We start from the raw sequence: 20,301 nt of genomic DNA, 5'->3' as shown, positions 1-20,301 counted from the left end.
GTCCCGCCCCTTCACGCAGCCTGTCGGTATAGGGCCTTGCAGAATACCCGGCCCTGAAAACCAGTCTCCACAACACTGGACTCAAGATTCCGCTTCCTCGAGCCAGACCAAATCCTTTGCCGTTAGCTCCGCTTTTTCGAGCAGATCGGGTCGGCGATCTTTGGTTCGCTTGAGGGCTTGCTTGCGCCTCCATTCGGCAATTTTGGCGTGGTGGCCCGAGGTCAGGATCTCTGGCACGCTCTGGCCCCGGAACTCCGGGGGCCGGGTGTAGTGGGGGTAGTCCAGCAAGCCGGTAGAAAAGGAGTCCTGCTGGTGGCTTTCGGCTTCTTTTATGACCCCCGGAATCAAGCGGGCGGTGGCTTCCAGAATGACCAGCGCCCCCAGCTCCCCGCCCATCAGCACGTAGTCGCCTATGGAAACCTCGCGGGTCACAAAGTGCTCCACCCGGGCATCAATCCCTTCGTAGCGCCCACACAAAAGCACCAGGTGTGACTTCCGGGCTAGCTCCTCGGCCATGCGCTGGGTAAAGGGTGCTCCGGCAGGGCTTAGCAGAATGCGCTCGTCGGCTGGCCCGGCGGCCTCGAGGGCCCGCACCACCACGTCCACCCGCATCACCATGCCGGCTCCACCGCCATAGGGGGTGTCGTCTACAGTTTTGTGTTTGTCTTCGCTGTAGGCCCGGATATCGCGGATATCTACTTCAATCAGGCCTTTCTGAATGGCTTTTTGAACAATTGACTCTTCCGTCCAGGGGCGGATCAGGTCAGGAAACAGGGTCAGGATGGTGTATTTCATGGTCAAGCCAGATACCGGCTACTCGAGCAAACCCGGAATGGTCTCAATGTAAATGCCGTCGGCCTCGATTTTCACATAAGGCGCCTGGAGCGGCACCAGGTAGGTTTTGCTCTGGGCCCGCAGCGAGGTGCCTTTGGCTTTGATGACGAGCCGTTCCTGCGCGCCATCCTCCACATCCACCACTTCCCCAAAGGGCCGCCCATCCACAAAAACCGGCCTGCCTATAAGCTCGAAGTAGTAGTATTCGCCTTCCTCCAGTTGGGGAAGGTCGTCCTGGTCGGCATATACGCGCAAACCGGCCAGCTGTTCAGCCTCCTGGCGGTTTTGCACACCGGAGAGATACACCACCAGCTCGTTACCCAGCTCCTCAATTTCTTCTATCGCCCGGTAACCCAGTCCCTCGAGGTAAACCCGCTCGAGGTCATACACCACCGGTTCGCCTCGAAACTTGAGGCCCCCCGCCATGCCATAGGCTTTTCCGATTCGTCCAATTTCGATGCGCCGCATATAGAGGGGTTAGGGTCAGGGGTTTGGGCTTAGCGCACCTCCACCGAAACCCGGCCTCGAGCAAACGAACGCACCACCGTGCGGATACTCTCGATGACGCGACCCTGCCGTCCGATGATGCGGCCCTTGTCTTCAGGATGAGTTTCGATGTAATACACCAAACCTTCGCGGCCCCGGCGCTCATCTACGCGAATGGAGGCCGGGTGATCTACAACGGCTTTGGCCAGGTACTCAACCAGGTCTTTCATAAGCACTAGCCTAAAGCCAAAAGCTAAAAGCCGAAAGCCCAGGGGTTTTGAGCCTTTAGCTTTCGGCTTATCGCCTTGGGCAGCTTATGCGCTGGCTTGTTTGATGAGCTTCTTGACGGTGTCGGTGGGTTGGGCGCCAACACCCAGCCAGTACTGCAAACGTTCCTGGTCGAGCTTGAGCCAGTCTCTGGTGGTCTTGCGGGGGTCGTAGTAGCCAATGCGCTCGATATAGCCGCCGTCGCGCTTGACACGGCTGTCCACTACCACTATGCGGTAGTGCGGGTTGCCTTTGGAGCCGAAACGAGAGAGACGAATCTTGGTCATGGTTTTCTCCTTTTTCTTTTGTCTACAGCGGTATGGTTATTTTTTCCGCATTGCTGGTCGCAGGTCCAGGGCCGAAAGGCCGGGTTCTGACTTGCGACTTGAGACCTATCGCCTGAAGAGCCCCCTGCCCCCTCTTTGCTGCTGTTTGGCCAGGGTTTTCAACATCTGCTTGGTGTCCTCGAAGGTTTTGATGAGGCGGTTGACCTCCTGCACCGAGGTTCCCGAGCCTGCTGCGATGCGTTTGCGCCGCGAGGCATTGAGTATCCTGGGGTCACGCCGCTCTTTGGGGGTCATGGAGAGCACAATGGCCTCCATGCGGTTCACCTGTTTTTCGTCTACCGAAAAGCCAGCCGGGAGCATCCGCGACATACCGGGAATCATGCCCAGGATTTCGGTGAAGCTGCCCATTTTGCGCATCTGGCGCATCTGGGTGATGAGGTCTTCCAGGGTGATTTCCTTGAGGTCTTTCTGGGGGGCCTCGAGCTCGGCCTGCTTAGCCTTCTCCAGCAAGGTCTGGAGATCGCCCATGCCCAGGATGCGCTGGGCCAGCCGGTCGGGGTAGAAGGGCTCGAGACCCTCGAGTTTCTCCGAAACCCCCGCAAAGTAGATGGGCTTGCCGGTCACGTGCCGGGCCGAAAGCGCCGCCCCACCCCGGGCATCGCCGTCGAGCTTGGTCAGAATCAGACCCGAGACTCCAATCCGCTCATCGAAGGTTTTGGAAACGTTCAGGGCCTCCTGACCGGTCATGCTGTCCACTACCAGCAGGGTCTCGGAGGGGCCCAGCACCTCTTTGAGCCGGGCCAGCTCGTCCATCAGGGCTTCGTCTATTTGCAGGCGGCCTGCGGTGTCCACAATGACCAGGTCGCGGTAGTCGAAGGTCAGGTGCTGCTGCAGGCGGGTGCGGGTGGTCTCGGGGCGCTCGTTATCGGCGACCTCGAGCACCGGCACCCCAATCTTCTCGCCCAGAATGCGCAGCTGCTCGCGGGCGGCGGGGCGCTGGGTGTCGGCAGCGACCAGCAAGGGGCGGCGCCCCTTGGACTTATAGAACTGGGCCAGCTTGCCGGTGGTGGTGGTCTTCCCCGAGCCTTGCAAGCCCACCATAAACCACAGGTTGCCCTCGTTCTTGAGCACCGGCTGTTTGGCTTCCCCTCCCAGCATCTGCACCAGCTCTTCGTAGACCACAGTCAGGATTTGCTCCGCCGGGGTGAGGCTCTCCAGCACAGCCTGGCCCAGGGTTTTCTCCTGTACCCTGTTTACGAAGTTTTTGGCGACCTCGAAGTTGACATCGGCCTCCAGGAGCGACATGCGAATCTCGCGCAGGGTGGCCTTGAGGTCGGCCTCGCTAATGCGGCCCCGCCCGCGCAGCTTGTCCACAGCAGCGCGAATGCGTTGGGAAAGGGTCTCAAACATATGTTTAGTCTAGCCGAGGGGTGCCCAAGAAACCACTCATATTACTTTTGCGATTTCAAGGCCAATTCCCAAAGGCCGCCCGCTAGGGTAGCAGCAATGGATTGAGCATGTCAATATCAGGTAATATGACAATAAACTAATCTTCAGGGCTTGGTGTGAAAGTGCCGAAGGCCCAGCGCAAAGACAGAATGGCTTTGGCGAAATCGTTACCGAAGACCAGGCAACTAAGTGCACAGGTAACTTATTTTGCGGTACACGTTGAAGCACGTTGACTGCCCAAAATTGCGATGTGCGGCTCATTGAGAAGGGCTGCTGTGTATACTGAATTCCTGGTTACCAGACCACTAAGCGCCCAAACCGCACCGGTATAACGGTAACTGCATCAATGGCACGGCAAACCCGGCGGGCCAGGCCAGCCTTAATGAGTATTTGGAGCTCGAGGCCCATACCCAAAAGCGCCACGAATGGGTCGACGGTTATCTGTTTGCCATGGCGGGTGGAACCGCCAACCACAACCGGCTCATCAGCCGCTTGAATCGCCTTATTTTCGATAGTGCCGAGGCCTGGGGTTGCGAGTTGTTCATGGCTGATATGATTCAGCAAACTCCCAGCGGACAGGGCTACTACCCCGATCTGTTTCTTTCGTGCGAACTACCCGACGGTAAAGCCCGCTACAAGCAGCAGGCTAGCTGGGTGATAGAAGTGCTTTCCGAAACCACCGAGGCCATAGACCGGGGTGAAAAGCCTGCGACCTGCGACAAGACATCGGCACATTGAAGCAGGCGACATGGCCAGATTTGCTTGCCTCGTGGGGCCTTAAGTGTTAACCTACTAGAGGCATTTTCGCCACCTTGTAAGGCCAAGAACACAGGGTTCAAGGCGCAAGGTTATGGAGGCACCGTGGAAGATCACAGTTCTAGTCGAAGATTTTACCCGGTGTGCTCCCACACCGTGTAATCCTCGACAAACCGTGTACCCTGCGGAGCTTCCTTCCAAGATTCGGCCCAAGCCGAAAACCGAAGGAGGCCGCACATGTACGACACCCAAAACCTGGTTGGGCTGGACGCCCTCCAAAGGGCCCTCGAGGAGAGCGACGCCTTCAAGGTCAAAGCAGCGCTGGAAGAGCTGTATCCGGCGCAAATTCTGGAGCACTGGTCGGCGTTTGCCCCCGAACATCGCCTCCCCATCCTGACCCTGCTCTCCCCCGCCGATGCGGCGGAGGTCTTCAGCCACCTCGAGGAAACCGAACAAGCCGAACTCCTGGAGGCTTTGCCCCCCTGGCGGGTCAAGGAGCTTTTAGACGAACTCTCGCTGGACGACCTGGCCGACACCATCAACGCCGTCGAGGAGGAAAACCCGGCCCAGGCCGAGGCCCTGCTCCGCCAGCTCGACCCCGAGACCCGGGCCGAGGTCGAAGAGCTAACCGAGTACGACGAGGACGAGGCCGGGGGCATCATGACCTCGGAGTACATCGCGGTACGCGATGCCATGCGGGTCGAGGAGGTGTTCCGCTTTCTGCGCCGCGAGGCCCCCGACGCCGAGCAGATTTACGTGATATACGTGGTGGACGCCGAAGAACGCCTGGAAGGGGTACTCACGCTGCGCGACCTGATTGTGGCCGACCCCAAAACCCGCGTCGCGGAGATCATGAACCCCGATGTCATCTTCGTTCGCGACAACACCGACCAGGAAGAAGTAGCCCGCCTGATGGCCGACTACAACTTCACGGTGCTGCCGGTGGTGGACGAGGATAAAAAACTGGTGGGGATTGTCACCATTGACGACGTGGTAGACGTCATCCAGGAGGAGGCTACCGAAGACATCTACCGGCTGGGCGCGGTGGAATCGCCCGAGCTGGTGTACAGCAAGTCGAGCGTGTGGGAGCTCTGGAGCGCCCGGGTGCGCTGGCTGATTATCCTGATCGTGACCGGCAGCATCACCAGCAGCATCCTGCAAGGCTTCGAGTCGGTGCTCGAGGCGGTCACTGCTTTGGCTTTCTACGTTCCGGTGCTGGTGGGTACCGGCGGCAACACCGGTAATCAGTCGAGCACCCTGATCGTGCGGGCGTTGGCCACGCGCGACGTGACCCTGGGCGACTGGTTACGAATCATGCGCAAAGAGCTGGGGGTAGGCATGCTGCTGGGTTTGACCCTGGCCACCCTGCTGACCATCAAGGTTATCATTGACGGGCAAAAAGACCTGCTGGTGGTGGTGGGCATTTCTTTAGGGCTCGTGGTTCTGCTGGCCAATGTGGTGGGGGCCATGCTGCCCCTTCTGTTGCGCCGCCTGCGGCTCGACCCGGCCCTGATTTCGAACCCCCTCATTGCTACCGTGACCGACGTAAGCGGGCTGGTGGTGTACTTGAGTGTGGCCCGATGGCTGCTCAACCTATGAAAGTCTGAGCGGTTGGCCCGCCAGCAGCGCGAACAGGAGCAACCATGCGCCTCGAGATGATTGTGGAGTGGAGCCTGGGCAGCCCCCTGCGCTTTGATTGGGACGGCCAAAGGCTGGTGCCCCGGAACCCCCCCTGGCGGGCCGAGTGGGGCCTTCCACCCGTGAATTACGGCCAGATTCCGGGATATTTCAACCCTGCCGACCAGGCCGCACTCGATGCCATATGGGCCAGCCGGGAACCCGTTGCGGTAGGACGCAGGCTTCAAGGATCGGTACTGGGCATGATCTGGCTGCCCGACGGCGACCACAAAATCATTCTGGGGGAACCCCATAACCTGCAAAACCTGGATATGGACGGGCTTTGGGCCTGGTTTCAGGGTCGAGAACCCCGCCTGGCCGAGGCCGAGGAAGCCATCGCCTTTGTGCGTTCGCTAACGAGTGTCAAGAGTTCTCCAGCGCCAGGGCATTGAACAGGTCAAAGAGCAGCAGCCAGGCCCCTTGCAGGGCAATGGCCCAGCCCGCCCCCTGGCTGCGGGCATCGGGCTGCAAAGCCAGGAAAACGCCTCCCGCGATGTAGAGCACATCCAGCCCTGCATTAATGTAGAGCAGGTCGCGCAGGTTGTTTTTATCGGGCTCAGAACCCAGCAACCCCACCAGGGCAATGCCGGAGTTAACCGCCGCCCAAATCGAGTTGGTGAGCCAGAACGAGCGCTGCCAGAGGTCGTCGCTCAAGAGCCCCATGGTAGAACCCGCCAGCGTCCAGGGCACGCTCCAGGCCAGCAGCCGGGCCGAAATCGCCAGCCCGCGGAAGCCCTCCGGGGCAGGGCCCAGGAGTAGCCGATCCCAGGAGGGTCGTTCGGGTTCTCGGCTTGGCCCCTCGGCCTGTTCAACAAAGATCAGCGGCTCAGCCACTATTGCTGGCCCTACCGAGAATTGATTTTGAGTTTGGGCCAACCCTTGAGTACTAAAAAGCACCAGCAGCAAAAGCCACGGGTTTTTGATCATTTATTCAGCTTTACTGCTTAGTCCGTGAACGAGTGGGCTTCAGGCAACACTTTACCCGGATTCAAGCGGTTCCGTGGGTCGAAAGCCGCCTTGACTTTGCGCAAAGCCTCTAAGGTCTCGGGGTCGACCGCTTCGCTCATAAAGTCGCGCTTCATAATGCCAATGCCGTGCTCTCCGGACAAAACCCCTCCATGCCGCAGGGCCACCCGGGCTATCTCGTGCAAGAGTTCCCAGACCTTTTCTTCCGGATCCACTTTGGGGTCGTAGAGCACATTGGGGTGCAGGTTGCCATCCCCAATATGCCCAAACTGCACCACCCGCAGGCCATAGGCCTGACCCAGCGCTTCGATGCTGCGCATCACCTCGGGCAGGCTCGAGCGCGGTACCGCGATGTCCTCATTCATGCGCTTAGGCTTAATGGCGCCGATGGCGGGAGAAATGGAACGGCGGGCCTTCCATAGGGCTTCGCTCTCGGCCATGGTCTGTGCCAAGCGCACGGTGGCCCCATGCTTCTGGCAGGCTTCGGCCACCCAGGCCAGCTCCTCCTCGACTATCTGGGGGTCGTCGCCATCGGTATCTACCAGCAAAATGGCCGCTGCCTCGCGGGGCAGCCCTAGCTTGAGGTAGTCTTCCACGGCATTGATGCAACCGTTGTCCATGAACTCGAGCTTGCTTGGCACCGCACCGGCCGCAATGGCCTCCGAGACGGCTTCGGCGGCCCGCCCCACTTCGTTGAAAATGGCCATCAGGGTACGGGTGTAGCGCGGGATGGGCTCCAGGCGCAGTTTGGCTTCGGTGATAAGCCCCAGCGTACCCTCGGAACCCACCAGCAAGCCCACCAGGTCGTAGGCCTCGCGCCGCAGGCGGTGCACCTGCCCGGCAAAGTCCACGAACTCGAGCTCCACCACATAATCGCCGGTCACACCCTTCTTGAAGCACATCGGCCCTCCAGCGTTTTCGGCCAGATTGCCCCCAATGGTGCTGGTGCGAAAAGAAGCCGGATCAGGGGGATACCATAGCCCATAAGGTTTGGCCAGCTCGCTGATCTGCAGCGTAACCACCCCCGGCTGCACCGTGGCGATGCGGGCTTGGGGGTCGATGTGCAGGCCAGTCATACGGGTAAATGACATCACGATGGACTCCTGGATTGGCACCGCCCCGCCCGACAAACCACTGGCCGCCCCGCGTGCCACAATGGGCAGACCCACCTGATTGGCGAACCGCACAGTCTCGACCACATCGGCAGTCGAGGTCGGCAGCACCACCACAGCCGGGGTCACACCCATGGCAATGCCGTCGTAGGAGTAGTTGCGCCGCTGGGCCAGCTCGAGCAAAACCTTCTCCCGGCCTAGCCGAGCCTGTAGTTCCTGGGCCGTTCGGGCCGGTTGGGGGTATGTGGGGCGGTGTGAGGATGGCAGGTGCTTCTTGCCAAGGTTCAGGGTCACGCTTATAGCTTATCAGGGACAGTTGTCAATGACCGGAATGCCCGGAAAAACCAGCCGGGCCGAACTGCCATTGATGGCAAAAACGATTAGCTCCAGGCGGGTCGCCCCAATCTGGCGGGGCTGGGGCACTGGGGTTACTACGATGCTCTGTGGCGATACACTCAAGGGGGCCGTCCCCTGGCTCAAGGCCCAGTTCACGCTGATGCGGTTGTTCTGGTTGAGGTAACCGCCGGTGTCCTTGCTCATGCTGAGGGTATGGGTGGCCTGGCCAGTGGTCTCGCCCACCAGACGGGAGTCCCAGCGAGCGATGCGGGCAAAGTCGTTGTAGCGGAAGCTATAGGTCAGGGTGGTGAGTTTGTTGTCGCAGATGTACGAACGCCCGCTGGCATCGCGGAAGTTGCTCTCGTAGCGCAGGTCGGAAATCAAGAGGGCATCGGCAGGGTTGGTACCGATGGGAATGCAGCCGGCAAAAACCAGCAGCAGGGTGAAGGCGAAGAGTGGCTTTTTCATGGTTGTATCGTTGCTCGAGGTGCTGGTATTGGCATAAGCGAAAGCTAAACCCGCGTTTAGGTTGGTGGCTCAAACAGCAGCATCTAAAGTCCGACTAAAGCTAAACTGGCCTGGTATGAACTACTGGCTGCTCAAGTCGGAACCCGACGTATTCAGTATAGACGACCTGAAAAAACAAAAAACCACCCTCTGGGACGGGGTACGCAACTACCAGGCTCGCAATTTTCTCATGGCCATGCAGGTAGGCGACCTGGCTTTTTTTTATCACTCCAGCACCGAACCGCCCGGCATCGTGGGGCTTTGCCGGGTTCTCGAGACCCATATTGCCGACCCCAGCCAGTTCGACCCCCAATCGCCCTACTTCGACCCCAAGAGTTCAGAGGACAACCCGCGCTGGTGGACGGTGCGGGTGGGTTTTGTGGAGAAATATAAGCAGATGCTCACCCTCGAGGTCTTGCGGGCAAAGTTCAGCCCCGACGAGCTTATTTTGCTTCGCCGGGGCAACCGGTTATCGGTGATGCCGATTACTTCTGGGGTTGCAGACAGGATTATTGCGTTGAAAGCGTCCCGATGATCTTGAAGAGCGGCAGGAACATCCCGGCCACAATCACGCCTACGATAAAGCCCAGGAAGATGATCATCAGGGGCTCGATGGCGGCGGTCAGGGCGCTCACCGCTTCGTCTACCTCGCGCTCATAGAAGTCGGCGATTTTGGTGAGCATGGTGTCCAGCGCACCGGTCTCTTCACCGATGGCGATCATCGAGCTCACCATGGGTGGGAAGACCTGCGGGTGGGCCTGGATGGTGGTATAAACCGGCTCACCGGCCTGGATGGCGATTTTGGTCTGCTCGAGGATATCCTCCACAATGGCATTCCCGGCAGTGCCCTTAGTAATGTCCAGGGCCTCCACGATGTTCACACCGCTCGAGATAAGCAGACCGAAGGTACGGGAAAAGCGGGCCAGCGCGCTTTTCTTCATCAGGTTGCCAAATACCGGCAGCTTGAGCTTGATCTGATCGATCTGGTGTCGCCCCTTATCGGTTCGGTAGTAGGCCCGGTAGGCAAAAAAGAGTGCCACCGCAATCAGCACGATAAAAATAGTGCCCTGGCGTAAAAAATCGGAGATGCTCATCAGGGCGCGGGTCAGGAGGGGCAGCTCCGAACCCAGACCGGTCAGGATCTGGGCAAACTGCGGCACAATGCCGGTCAGCAGGAAGTAGGTTACGCCCACCGCAAATACGAACACGATGGCCGGGTAGGTCAGGGCCGAGCGAATCTTACCGATTAGGGCCAGCTCGTTTTCCAGGAAGGTCGCCAGCCTGTCCAGGATGGCGTCGAGCGTGCCTGAGGTCTCGCCTGCCCGCACAAGGTTGATGTAAAGGCGGCTGAAGAGCTTGTGCTTGCTGAGGGCTTCGCTGAAGTTGGCCCCGCCCTCCACCTCGGTGCGGATTTCTTTGAGTATGGCCTGGAACTTCTTTTTCTCGGTCTGCTTTTCCAGAATGGCCAGGGCCTGCACGATGGGCAGACCCGCATTAAGCATGGTGGCCAACTGACGACTGAAGATAGCCAAATCCTTCAGTCCAGGCTGGGGTTCTAGACCGGGCAGCTTAATCTCAGCCTGTAAACCTTTGCCGGGTTCCTTGATTTCAGCGATGAACAAACCTTTTTCACGCAGGCTACGGGCTGCCGTGCGCATATCGTCCGCTTCGATGACGGCATTGATCAACCGCCCCTGGCGATCCCTGGCCTTGTATTGATAGGTTGGCATACTCACTCTAGTATAGCCTCTGGAAGCTAGATTGGTGGTGAAATAACCACATCTGTCATATCTGTATCTCTCGTATCTATGGACACCCAGACCCTCAAAGCCCAGATTTTAGCCGTGTTGTTCGCTGCCGGAAGGCCGCTCTCCCTTCGTGACCTGAGCCCCCTGGGCACCGAGGAAGCCCTCACCAGGGCCATTGTGGCCCTCGAGCACGACCTCGCCGGCGGCCAGTCGGGTGTACAGCTCGAGCGCGTGGCGGGGGGCTGGCGGCTGGTAGTGCACCCCCTACACCTTACGGCGGTCGAGCAGGTGTTGCGCCCGACCCCCCCACGCATCTCCAAGGCAGCCCTCGAGGTACTGGCCTTGATAGCCTATCAGCAACCCCTCACCCGGGCCGAGTTGGAAGCCTTGCGGGGCAAAAGTGTGGAGGGGGTTCTGGACGGGCTGTTGGAGCGCCAGCTGGTACAGGTTGTGGGCGAAAAAGACGCTGTTGGACGACCCAAACTGTTTGGAACCACCGAGCGGTTTTTAGAAATGTTTGGCCTGGAAAGCCTGTCCGATCTGCCCCCGGTGGGCGAAGGTCCGGTGTTGCTTTTACGCAGCTAGTACACGGGTAACTTATTTTTCGGCAAGTTTTAGAGCACGTTGATTGCCCATAATTGCGATGTGCGGCTCATTGGGAGGCGCTGAAGTGAATACTGAATTCTTGGTTACCAGACCACTAGAGCCGGCCGCGAAAAAAGGACTCTACTATTCATACCAAATCCACATGAACCCCCTGCCTTCTCCCCGGAGGGAGAAGGTGGCGACACCCCGACCGCGCCATTTACAAAAAGCGATAGGAACGCGATTGACCGCACCTGGGGTGTCGCCGGATGAGGGAGCTGGGGACGACCCTCAAAGCTAACTGTTCAAGTAAAGTTGGTATCAAAACTCTTGACGACACATTGACATAGCGCTACACCCAGGGCAGAGGTTTTTGCAATAGCACGAAGCCGCGCACGAAAGGATGGACGGGATGCGGTTTAGCCTCAGGCTTGCCTTCGGTCTCAACAGCTCTATAGTTATAATGCCGCAGGACAGGCGCATGGCGCTTTGAGGGAGGCCCTTACTTCGTGACGATTCGGGTAGATCTGATTCCCAAACCCCCCTATCCCCAACCGGTGTTGCTGGTAGATGTTTTTTACGGCAGCGCAGTAGGCATGCTGCTGGCTGCCGGCGTTAAAGAGGTCTGGGTTGCCAAAAGTGTGCGGGCCGCCCGGATTCTTGCCGAGGGTGGCAGCCTGTTGCTGGGCGAAGAGGAAGGCCTTCCGCCCGAGGGATTCCACAACGGCCTGTCGCTGGTCGCCTTGGGCAAGCAGCGCTTCCAGGCACAAAGCTGTGTTCTGCTGGCCAAGCCCCTGGCCGAGTCGCTCGAGCAGCTACCCCAGGGAAGTGCCCTGGCCTACTTCCGCAACGCTCGACAGGCCATCCAGTACGCGGTGGACATGCAGATAGACACGGTGGTCGCAGCCACCCAGGCCAAACTCGAGCCCAGCCTGGCCAACACCGTCGCGGCAGGCTTTCTTGCCAAACGCTTACACCAGGCCCTGGGCCAGTGGGGCACCTTGCAGGACGGGGCCCGGCTGGCCACTGCTCTGCTTAAGTCCTTTCCGGACCCCCAGGAATCGCTGGTACAGTCCGATCTAGGCAAGCAACTCTATCGCGTTGGACGTAGTGAAGACCTGGCCCTGGCGAGCTTGGTCAGTGTGGAAGAGCGGGTACCCCGGCTAACCCAGGTGCGGGTACTGAAGGCTGATCAGTACGGCCTCAGCAAAGATCGCTTCGGTTTTTGTTTTCAGGAGAGGTAGGGATGCAGCGGGTAGAGATACTCGAGACTCCGGTAGATCTGGTGAACCTGGAGCAAACCCTGGCTTGGATAGAGGAAAAACTCACCCAACCCCTCCCCCACTGTGCCCAGATCATCACCACCAACCCCGAGGCTGTGGTGCGGGCCCAGTCCGATCCTGCTCTCAAACAAGCCCTGCAGGAGAGTGAACTTGTCACCGCCGACGGGGTGGGCATCGTCTGGGCCGTGAGCCGACTCACCACCCACAAACTTGCAGACCGGGTGCCGGGATCGGAAATCCTGCCGGCTATTTTTGCAAGGCTTGGCCCTCGACTAAAGGTCTACTTTCTAGGGGCCGCACCAGGGGTGGCCGAGCGAGCGGCCCAGAATGCCCAAGCACGCTGGGGTATTCAGGTTTGCGGTGTGCAGGACGGTTATTTCAAGGATGAAGAGGCCGTTGTCGCGGCCATTCACCAGGCCCAACCCGATCTACTGGTCGTGGGGATGGGCGAGCGACAGGACACCTTCATCCACCGCCACAAAGCCCGGCTGGGCGCCAAGGTAGCCATTGGCGTGGGCGGCATGATAGATGTGCTGGCCGGTGAGGTACGCCGGGTTCCGCGCTGGGCGCAAAAGCTCAAAATCGAGTGGCTGGTGCGCATTGCCAGTGACCGAAAACGCTGGGGCCGATTCCCCAGACTGCTTAAGTTTGTGGGCCTGGTTCTGGCAAGCCCTCGAGCCCCTCGCGTTACCCGCTGATAAGGGCCGTCAGCACACATCAACACTCTTACGCGGCCCTATCGCCCCTGAACCGGAAGACCAAATAGGCTTCCCGGCGGGTTGTAGGGCCCGGCCACAAACTCGCCCATGCCCTTTGCCTGCACAGCTTGGCCCTGCCAGGTTCCGCTGCCCGCCACCGGGCCCTCCCAATAGGCCACCCGCGTCGAGGCGGTCAGAAGTTCCTGGTCTTTTCGCAGGGGCTCCAGGCGGAGGCTCAGCCCCTCGGCTACAACCTGCCAGGCCAGGTTGTAGGTGCGACCACTGGGCGAGGTCCAGCTTTCCAGGGGGGTCATCTGGAGGTTCGCCAGTTCACGAATCTGCCCGTTGGGAAGCGTGGCGGTGCCGGCGAGTTGCACCACCTCCCCTTTAGCATTCTTGACCCGGTAGAGCATCAGGTCGGTGCCATCGGAGAGATGCAGCCCATACCAGTCCCATAGCGCCCCCAGCCCGGTAGCACTCCCCTGGCTCCCAATCTGGTCGCCCCACTGGTGATCCATCCAGGCCTCGCCACGCACTGGCCTGCCCGCAATTACGCCCTCGAGGGCCATGCGGGTAAAGGACACGTAGTACATGCGCCCGGTCTCGGCGGTTCCCGAGTACCCCGGCGGATGCACCACCGCGGGTTTGAGCGGGGTCAGGTGCACCTGGATGGGGCCTGCCGAAAGCCGGTAGCTATTGCCCTCCTGCAGCAGCTTCCAGTCCCCCTGCTCGATGCGCAAAGGGGGGTAGGCTACCAGGCTGTCGCCGCGCGGGCGGTCGGTGCGGAAGTCGAAGCGTTCCTCGAACAGCTTCTGGTTGGTGCGCAGATCGGTTAGGGCGATGTGCGAGGCGTGGTAGGGGCCGGGGAAAAATATAGCAGGGTTGATGAAGCCCACCTGCCAGTTCTGCGGTGCGTAGGCCTTGAACAAGGCCCAATGGAAGGCCAGCCCTTCGTCGGGTAGGTAGCCCGAGACGTACCACCATTCCAGGGGCGCATTGTTGGGCCCCCAGTTGTCGGCACTCGGAGCCTGATCAGGATTCACGGCCTGCAAAGTAGGCAAGCAGCCGGTAAGAGCAAACAGCAGGGCTATGGTCCAAAGGCGCATGCCGCCAGTGTAAGCAAGCCGGGGCGCAACGAGCTGTAGCACAGGGCGTAAACTGAGCCGCGGAAAGACGCTATGACCGACACCCACTGTCACCTGGACTATATGGAGCCCGAGGAAACCCAGGCCGCCATCGAAGCCTCAAGGGACTTCAAGGCCATCCTGACCATCGGAACCAACCCCATCCGCGACCGCAAGGCCCTGACCCTGGCCGAGGCTCACCCCCACATCTGGGCCGCCGTAGGCCTGCACCCCACTGAGGCCATGCTGCTATCGCCGGAGCTCGAGGCCGACCTGCTCCACCTGGCCCAACACCCCAAGGTACGCGCCATTGGCGAAACCGGGCTGGACTTCTACTGGACGCCCGAGACGCGGCTGGCCCAGTACAAGGCCCTGGATTTCCAGCACCAGCTTGCTCAGACCCTGAGGCTCCCGCTCATCTTTCACGTTCGCAGCAAGGAAGGCAGCCAGGCTGAAATCGAAATAGCCAGCTGGCTCTTGCAAAACAAGCCCTCGAGGTTCGTTCTTCACGCCTTTGGGGGACACCCCAGGCTGCTGGAGGTGGGGCTTTTGCTGGGGGCCTACTTTGGCTTTGCTGGGCCGCTGACCTACAAAAAGAACACCGCCTTGCGCGAAGCCGCTAAAGAGATTCCCCTAAACCGCCTGCTCATCGAGACCGATGCCCCTTTTCTCCCGCCTGAACCCTACCGGGGCAAGCGCAACCACCCCGCCTTGGCCCGCTTTACCCTGGCCAAGCTGGCTGAGATCCGCAACATGGAAATCGAGGTTATGGAAAGCCTTACCGACCAGAACGCTCAGGTCTGTTTCGGGTTTTAGTTCTGGCGGATATCCGAGGCACCTAGCATGGGCAGTAAACTATAGCCATGCAGTGCCAGACCTTTACACTTCGGCTGGACCATGCTCGGGACCTCGAGCAGCTCAACGCGTTTTTAGCCCAGGTCATGCCCATCCAGGTATCCAGCAGCCTGGTGATGGGCCATGCCCCCTTCTGGAGTGTGCTGGTATTCTACGAGGGCGAACCCAAGACCCCCAGTTCTCGTCAAACCAACCCGGCCGCAGAACCCTCCAGCAGCCCTGCCTTTGAAGCCCTTCGCAAGTGGCGCAGCCAGAAAGCCAAGCAAGAGGGGGTTCCGCCTTATGTAATCGCCACCAATGCCGAGCTACAGGCCATTCTAAAGAGCAAGCCCAAAACCCCGGCAGAGTTGGGTGAGGTCAAGGGGTTGAGCCAGGCCAAGGTTCAGAAATATGGCCGAGAAATCCTGCAAATATTGAACCAGGCCTTGTAGGGGGGTGCTTGTGATCATGTCGCCGGGCTTATTCGACGAGACACCTTTAGCCTGGCTTGACCAAGTGAGATTTGGCACGTAATATGCAGGGCAGGATGTTGCGGACGGACGATAATTCCTGAGGGGGCGAGATTTCGACCCCCGATACCTTGTTGTATCGGGGGTTTTTTGTTGAGCCCACACCGCCGCAAAAAACTTTTTCGGGAGAGAACATGTCCAGAACCCTCGCCAGCCAAGTTGCCCAACATGTGGGCCAGACCGTTACCCTGCAGGGTTTCCTGCACTGGAAGCGTGACTTAGGCGGTATCCAGTTTGCCCTCTTGCGCGACAAAAGTGGCATCGTGCAGGTGGTGGTGGATAAGCGTTTCGAGCTGCCTCTGGCCGAGTCCTCCATGAAGGTGGTGGGCCAGGTAGTTGCCAACCCCAAAGCGCCGGGAGGTTACGAGGTTATTGCAGAAGACCTCGAGTTCTACGCCAAAGCCAGCGAGCCCAGCCCCATTGAAATTCCCAAGGAGGAGTGGCGGGTCAACCCCGAGACGCTATTGGAGTACCGCTATGTGAGCTTGCGCGGAGAAAAAGCCCGGGCTCCCCTCAAAATTCAAGCTGCCCTGGTACGGGGTTTTCGCAACTACCTGGATAGCCAGGGCTTTACCGAGATTTTCACCCCCAAGATTGTCTCGGCAGGAGCCGAGGGGGGCAGCAACCTGTTTGGTATTGATTATTTTGAGCACCGGGCTTATCTGGCCCAGTCCCCCCAGCTCTACAAGCAGATTATGGTGGGGGTCTATGAACGCGTCTACGAGGTCGCACCAGTCTTTCGGGCCGAGCAACACGCCACCAGCCGCCACCTCAACGAGTATCTTTCGCTCGACGTAGAGATGGGCTTTATCGAGTCCGAATACGACGTGATGAACCTCGAGGAAGAGCTCCTGCGGGCCATGCTGGACGAGGCCCGGCACAGCGCTGCGGCGGAGTGCAAACTTCTGGAGGTAGAGTGGCCCAACTTAGCCGATATGCCGCGCCTCGAGCACAAAGAAGCCCGTCGCATTTTGCGTGAGGAGCTAGGAATGCCGGTAGGGGCCGACTTCAACGAGGAAGCCGAGCGGGCCCTGGGGGCTTGGGCCAAGGAGAAATGGGGCGTGGACTTTCTATTTATTGCCAAATACCCCGAAGCCGCCCGACCCTTCTACGCCTATCCCGAGGGCGACGGATCTACTCGAGGCTTCGATTTGCTGTTCAGGGGGCTGGAGATTACCTCTGGCGGACAGCGTATCCATCGGTACGAAACCCTGGTTGAGCAACTCAAAAAGAAAGGCAACGACCCCGCCCACTTTGCGGGCTACCTGGAAGTGTTCAAGTTTGGTATGCCGCCACACGGCGGATTTGCCATCGGGGCCGAACGCCTCACGCAAAAGCTGGTCGGCCTGCCCAACGTGCGCTACGCGCGGGCCTTCCCCCGCGACCGGCACCGCCTCACGCCGTAACCAGGCACCAGCACTACCTCACGCTGTAACCACGCGACCGGCACCGCCTCACGCCGTAATACCAACTTTACTTAGACAGTTAGCTTTAAGGGCGTCCCAAGCTCCCTCATCCGGCGATAACCCAGGTGCAGTCAAGCGTGTTTCTATAACTGTTTGCAAATAGCGCGGTCGGGGTGTCGCCACCTTCTCCCTCGGGGGAGAAGGCAGGGGGTTCATGTGGATTTGGTATAAGGGCTGTCCCTACTTCTTTAGCTTTAGTACGCCTTTGGTAATTTCTTGCTCGATACCGAGCTCGAGGCGCATCTTTTCCAGGCGATCCAGGAGCCCTTCAGGCGTAACCCCCAGCCGCTTGGCCATGACTATGATCTTTTGCTCGTTGTAAAGGGTGCCGAGGGTCAGGGCCATGGCCTCGCGGTACTTGGGCCCTAGCATCACTTCAATGGTCTTGATTCGGAGCTGGATTTCGAACCACTCGAGTTTCTCGGTCTCGTTTTGCATAGGTTCCTCATTGGGCACACTGCCCGCGCACAACCCCCACATACTACCAGCATGACCCGCTTCGAGAGGAGTTCGAAGGCTTCCAAAAGGCCAAAGGAACCAGTCAATGCCATTGGTTTGCAGCTTTCGAGGAGCTTTCTGCTATCAACCGAATGAGGGTAGAATATTCGGGTGGAGCAACCAACCTTGTTTTCTAGCGAAGCGTCCTCAGCCGAGCTACCGAGGCCGGATCGGATCTGGTTAGTGGATGGCCATCACCTGGCCTACCGCAGCTATTTTGCTTTCGAAAAACTCAGCACCTCGAGGGGCGAGCCTACCCAGGCGGTATTTGGCTTTTTGCGCACCCTGCTCAAACTGCTGAAAGAAGACGGCGACTGTGTGATCGTGGTCTTCGATCCGCCCACCAGAACCTTCCGCCACGACGCCTTCGAGGAGTACAAAGCCGGGCGGGCCCCCACCCCAGACGACTTCCACCCACAACTGGAAAAAATTAAGGAACTGGTCGATCTGCTGGGGCTCAGGCGGCTGGAGGTGCCCGGATACGAGGCCGACGATGTAATTGGCACGCTGGCCAAAAAAGGGGAACAGGAGGGCTACCCAGTACGCATTCTGACCGGCGACCGCGACAGCTTTCAGCTAGTCTCGGAGAGGGTGCAGGTCATGCTGCCGGACGGGCGGCTGATGAACCCTCAGGCGGTACAGGAAAAGTATGGGGTATCGGTAGCGCAATGGGTGGATTATCGCTCGCTGGTGGGGGATTCTTCCGACAACCTGCCGGGGGCAAAGGGTATTGGCGAGAAAACGGCGGCCAAGCTGTTGCAGGAATGGGGATCGCTGGAGGGGCTATATGCCAACCTGGAAGCCCTTTCGCCCAAGGTGCGGGCCAGCCTGGAGGAAAACCGCAATAACGTCCGGCTTTCCCATAGCCTCTCACAGATTCACACCGATGTGCCCCTCGAGCTCGATTTCCGCGACTGCCACCGCCGCGAGCCAGATCGCCCGGCCTTGCGCGAAGCGCTGGAGCGGCTCGAGTTTGGCTCCATTTTGCGCGAGTTGAATCTACTGGCAGCCCCACCCCCCACCGAGGAAGCAGCCTGGCCCCCGCCACCCGACGCCTTTTTGGGCTACACCCTCGACCGGGCCCAGCCCATGTGGGCCACCTGGGTAGGGTTCGCCGCTTTTGCACAGGGCAAGGTTTACCGGGGCCAACCCAGCCTGCAAGAGTTAGGGCGCTTCCCCGAAATTCGTAGCATCGCAGCTAAGGATTTGTCGGTACTGGCCCTCAAGGAAGGGGTCTGGGTGCCCCCTGGCGACGACCCCCTGCTGCTGGCCTACCTCTATGACCCCTCCAACACCGACCCCGCCAGCACCGTGCGGCGCTATGGCGCGGGCGACTGGAACAACGAGCCCGTAGAGCGGGCCCAGGCCGCCCATGAGCTGTGGGAAACCTTGCAACGCCGTATCGGCGAGAACCCCCAGACGGAGTGGCTCTACCGCGAGATCGAAAAACCCCTCTCGGCGGTGCTGGCAAGGGTGGAGGCTCGAGGTATCTCTCTCGATCCTGAGTATTTGTTGCAGCTCTCGGAGGAACTCAGTAGGGACATATCGTACCTGGAGGCGCAGATTCACCGCCTGGCCGGGCATGCTTTTAATGTGAACTCGAGGGATCAGCTCGAGGTTGTACTGTACGATGAACTCAAGCTCAGCGCCTCGGGCCGCAAAACCCAGACCGGCAAACGCTCTACGGCGGCCAGTGCGCTGGAAGAACTTCTGGGCCAGCACGAAATTGTAGACCGCATCCTCACCTACCGCGAACTCACCAAACTCAAAAGCACCTACCTCGACCCCCTGCCCAAGCTGATCCACCCCAAAACAGGCCGCCTGCACACCCGCTTCAACCAGACCGGCACCGCTACCGGACGGCTCTCCTCTGTTGACCCCAACCTGCAAAACATCCCGGTTCGCACCGAGATAGGCCGCCGCATCCGCAAGGCCTTCCGGGCCGCACCCGGTATGAAGCTCATCGCTGCGGATTACTCTCAAATCGAGCTGCGGGTGCTGGCCCATATGTCCGGCGACGAGAACCTGATCCGGGTCTTTCGCGAAGGCCAGGATATCCACACCCAGACCGCAGCCTGGATGTTCGGCCTTGATTTGGACAGGGTAGGGGCGGAGCAGCGCCGGGCCGCCAAGACCATTAACTTTGGGGTGCTCTATGGCATGTCGGCGCACCGTCTATCAAACGAGCTTTCCATTCCCTACGCCGAAGCCGAGAACTTCATCGAACGTTATTTTGCTTCTTACCCCAGGGTGCGGGCCTGGATTGAGCATGTACTGGCAGAGGCCCGTCAAAAAGGCTATGTCGAGACCCTGTTTGGCCGCCGACGCTTTGTGGCCGACCTGGACTCGCGCATTCGTAGCGTGCGGGAGGCTGCCGAGCGCATGGCCTTCAACATGCCGGTACAGGGTACAGCAGCCGATTTGATCAAACTGGCCATGGTCAAGCTACAACCCGAACTCGAGCGCCTGGGCGCCCACCTGGTGCTACAGGTGCACGACGAGCTTCTGGTCGAGGCCGAAGAAAGCCGGGTGCCGGAGGTATCGGAAGCAGTTCGGGCGGTGATGCAAGGGGCCTGGCAACTGGAGGTGCCCCTTGAAGTCGGCATAGGCGTAGGGGACAACTGGCTCGAGGCCAAGTAACAAGCCCTTAAGGGCAATTAGACCTTCACCAGTCTTGGCAAGTCCTCGCCGTCGAGATAACCTGACGTAGCTTTCGGCCTCCACCAAAGGTCATCTACGTCGCCTTTTCGTCGGCAAGTTATGCTGGATTGCAGTAGGGTTTTACCGCCCGTCGCTTCTGTTATGCTTGGCCCAGGACAATAGGCCCTTGGGCCAGCTAGGAGGTTTAGTGTGGCAGA

22 protein-coding genes are annotated in these 20,301 nt (G+C 59.6%); 11 read left to right on the top strand and 11 right to left on the bottom strand.

Annotated features, from left to right (window positions below; all coding sequences use genetic code 11):
- Positions 1–81 precede the first annotated feature (81 nt).
- The 5 genes from trmD to ffh all read right to left on the bottom strand — a co-directional run bounded on the left by trmD (position 82) and on the right by ffh (position 3,284).
- Positions 82–795 carry a tRNA (guanosine(37)-N1)-methyltransferase TrmD gene (gene trmD / locus Q0X23_RS12065; protein WP_297860512.1) on the bottom strand — a complete coding sequence of 238 codons (714 nt, stop codon included), beginning with the start codon at positions 793–795 and terminating at the stop codon, positions 82–84.
- Between the two features lie 18 nt (positions 796–813).
- Positions 814–1,302, bottom strand: coding sequence for a ribosome maturation factor RimM (rimM, locus tag Q0X23_RS12060; RefSeq protein WP_297860511.1), 489 nt, complete (start codon positions 1,300–1,302; stop codon positions 814–816).
- 29 nt (positions 1,303–1,331) lie between these two features.
- The gene (locus Q0X23_RS12055; protein ID WP_297860510.1) at positions 1,332–1,550 is read right to left on the bottom strand and encodes a KH domain-containing protein; all 219 of its coding nucleotides are present in this window, start codon (positions 1,548–1,550) and stop codon (positions 1,332–1,334) included.
- Between the two features lie 84 nt (positions 1,551–1,634).
- Positions 1,635–1,874 (bottom strand): 30S ribosomal protein S16, encoded by a 240-nt coding sequence (gene rpsP, locus Q0X23_RS12050; protein ID WP_297860509.1) that lies wholly within the window; start codon positions 1,872–1,874, stop codon positions 1,635–1,637.
- A gap of 105 nt (positions 1,875–1,979) precedes the next feature.
- Positions 1,980–3,284, bottom strand: coding sequence for a signal recognition particle protein (gene ffh / locus Q0X23_RS12045; RefSeq protein ID WP_297860508.1), 1,305 nt, complete (start codon positions 3,282–3,284; stop codon positions 1,980–1,982).
- A 429-nt stretch (positions 3,285–3,713) separates the two neighbouring features.
- On the opposite strand from ffh, the gene Q0X23_RS12040 reads away from it, so the two are divergent.
- The 3 genes from Q0X23_RS12040 (at position 3,714) to Q0X23_RS12030 (ending at position 6,148) form a co-directional block, all read left to right on the top strand.
- Positions 3,714–4,061 (top strand): Uma2 family endonuclease, encoded by a 348-nt coding sequence (locus tag Q0X23_RS12040; RefSeq protein ID WP_297860507.1) that lies wholly within the window; start codon positions 3,714–3,716, stop codon positions 4,059–4,061.
- A 255-nt stretch (positions 4,062–4,316) separates the two neighbouring features.
- Positions 4,317–5,678, top strand: coding sequence for a magnesium transporter (gene mgtE / locus Q0X23_RS12035; RefSeq protein ID WP_297860506.1), 1,362 nt, complete (start codon positions 4,317–4,319; stop codon positions 5,676–5,678).
- 44 nt (positions 5,679–5,722) lie between these two features.
- The gene (locus Q0X23_RS12030) at positions 5,723–6,148 is read left to right on the top strand and encodes a hypothetical protein (RefSeq protein WP_297860505.1); all 426 of its coding nucleotides are present in this window, start codon (positions 5,723–5,725) and stop codon (positions 6,146–6,148) included.
- Here Q0X23_RS12030 and Q0X23_RS12025 read toward each other — a convergent pair.
- The 3 genes from Q0X23_RS12025 to Q0X23_RS12015 are packed head-to-tail and all read right to left on the bottom strand — an operon-like array spanning position 6,120 to position 8,638.
- The gene (locus Q0X23_RS12025; protein ID WP_297860504.1) at positions 6,120–6,683 is read right to left on the bottom strand and encodes a hypothetical protein; all 564 of its coding nucleotides are present in this window, start codon (positions 6,681–6,683) and stop codon (positions 6,120–6,122) included. The genes Q0X23_RS12030 and Q0X23_RS12025 overlap by 29 nt on opposite strands.
- Before the next feature lie 17 nt (positions 6,684–6,700).
- On the bottom strand, positions 6,701–8,128 hold the full coding sequence (locus Q0X23_RS12020) for an FAD-binding oxidoreductase (protein ID WP_297860503.1): 1,428 nt from the start codon (positions 8,126–8,128) through the stop codon (positions 6,701–6,703).
- A gap of 12 nt (positions 8,129–8,140) precedes the next feature.
- On the bottom strand, positions 8,141–8,638 hold the full coding sequence (locus Q0X23_RS12015; RefSeq protein WP_297860502.1) for a hypothetical protein: 498 nt from the start codon (positions 8,636–8,638) through the stop codon (positions 8,141–8,143).
- A gap of 115 nt (positions 8,639–8,753) precedes the next feature.
- Here Q0X23_RS12015 and Q0X23_RS12010 point away from each other — a divergent pair, with 115 nt between their 5' ends.
- Positions 8,754–9,212, top strand: coding sequence for an EVE domain-containing protein (locus Q0X23_RS12010; RefSeq protein ID WP_297860501.1), 459 nt, complete (start codon positions 8,754–8,756; stop codon positions 9,210–9,212).
- On the opposite strand, the gene Q0X23_RS12005 is transcribed toward Q0X23_RS12010, so the two are convergent.
- A complete protein-coding gene (locus tag Q0X23_RS12005) occupies positions 9,187–10,407 on the bottom strand; it encodes a type II secretion system F family protein (protein ID WP_297860500.1) in 1,221 nt (406 codons plus the stop codon). The two genes, Q0X23_RS12010 and Q0X23_RS12005, sit on opposite strands and share 26 nt — an antisense overlap.
- A 78-nt stretch (positions 10,408–10,485) precedes the next feature.
- Here Q0X23_RS12005 and scpB point away from each other — a divergent pair, with 78 nt between their 5' ends.
- The 3 genes from scpB (at position 10,486) to Q0X23_RS11990 (ending at position 12,991) form a co-directional block, all read left to right on the top strand.
- On the top strand, positions 10,486–11,010 hold the full coding sequence (gene scpB, locus Q0X23_RS12000) for an SMC-Scp complex subunit ScpB (RefSeq protein ID WP_297860499.1): 525 nt from the start codon (positions 10,486–10,488) through the stop codon (positions 11,008–11,010).
- 509 nt (positions 11,011–11,519) lie between these two features.
- Entirely contained in the window at positions 11,520–12,254 is a 735-nt protein-coding gene (locus Q0X23_RS11995) for a 2-phosphosulfolactate phosphatase (RefSeq protein WP_119340352.1), read from the top strand.
- A 2-nt stretch (positions 12,255–12,256) separates the two neighbouring features.
- Positions 12,257–12,991: a WecB/TagA/CpsF family glycosyltransferase gene (locus tag Q0X23_RS11990; protein WP_297860498.1), complete on the top strand. Its 735-nt coding sequence runs from the start codon at positions 12,257–12,259 to the stop codon at positions 12,989–12,991.
- Between the two features lie 38 nt (positions 12,992–13,029).
- Here the strand turns inward: Q0X23_RS11990 and Q0X23_RS11985 are convergent, their stop codons facing one another.
- Positions 13,030–14,097, bottom strand: coding sequence for a lipocalin family protein (locus tag Q0X23_RS11985; protein ID WP_297860497.1), 1,068 nt, complete (start codon positions 14,095–14,097; stop codon positions 13,030–13,032).
- A gap of 72 nt (positions 14,098–14,169) precedes the next feature.
- On the opposite strand from Q0X23_RS11985, the gene Q0X23_RS11980 reads away from it, so the two are divergent.
- The 3 genes from Q0X23_RS11980 to aspS all read left to right on the top strand — a co-directional run bounded on the left by Q0X23_RS11980 (position 14,170) and on the right by aspS (position 16,885).
- The gene (locus Q0X23_RS11980; RefSeq protein WP_297860496.1) at positions 14,170–14,931 is read left to right on the top strand and encodes a TatD family hydrolase; all 762 of its coding nucleotides are present in this window, start codon (positions 14,170–14,172) and stop codon (positions 14,929–14,931) included.
- Between the two features lie 47 nt (positions 14,932–14,978).
- A complete protein-coding gene (locus Q0X23_RS11975; RefSeq protein ID WP_297860495.1) occupies positions 14,979–15,401 on the top strand; it encodes an HRDC domain-containing protein in 423 nt (140 codons plus the stop codon).
- Positions 15,402–15,613: 212 nt separating this feature from the next.
- Complete coding sequence (gene aspS / locus Q0X23_RS11970) at positions 15,614–16,885, top strand: aspartate--tRNA(Asn) ligase (protein ID WP_297860494.1); 1,272 nt, start codon at positions 15,614–15,616, stop codon at positions 16,883–16,885.
- Positions 16,886–17,125: 240 nt separating this feature from the next.
- Here aspS and Q0X23_RS11965 read toward each other — a convergent pair whose 3' ends face one another.
- Positions 17,126–17,383: a hypothetical protein gene (locus Q0X23_RS11965; RefSeq protein WP_297860493.1), complete on the bottom strand. Its 258-nt coding sequence runs from the start codon at positions 17,381–17,383 to the stop codon at positions 17,126–17,128.
- 171 nt (positions 17,384–17,554) lie between these two features.
- Here Q0X23_RS11965 and polA point away from each other — a divergent pair, with 171 nt between their 5' ends.
- Positions 17,555–20,083 carry a DNA polymerase I gene (polA, locus tag Q0X23_RS11960; RefSeq protein ID WP_297860492.1) on the top strand — a complete coding sequence of 843 codons (2,529 nt, stop codon included), beginning with the start codon at positions 17,555–17,557 and terminating at the stop codon, positions 20,081–20,083.
- The last annotated feature ends 218 nt before the right edge of the window (positions 20,084–20,301 follow it).

It is taken from the genome of Meiothermus sp., assembly GCF_026004115.1.
Classification (GTDB): Bacteria; Deinococcota; Deinococci; order Deinococcales; family Thermaceae; genus Meiothermus.
Note: the sequence above shows the minus strand (reverse complement) of the source record. Positions and strands in the feature narration are given on the sequence as shown.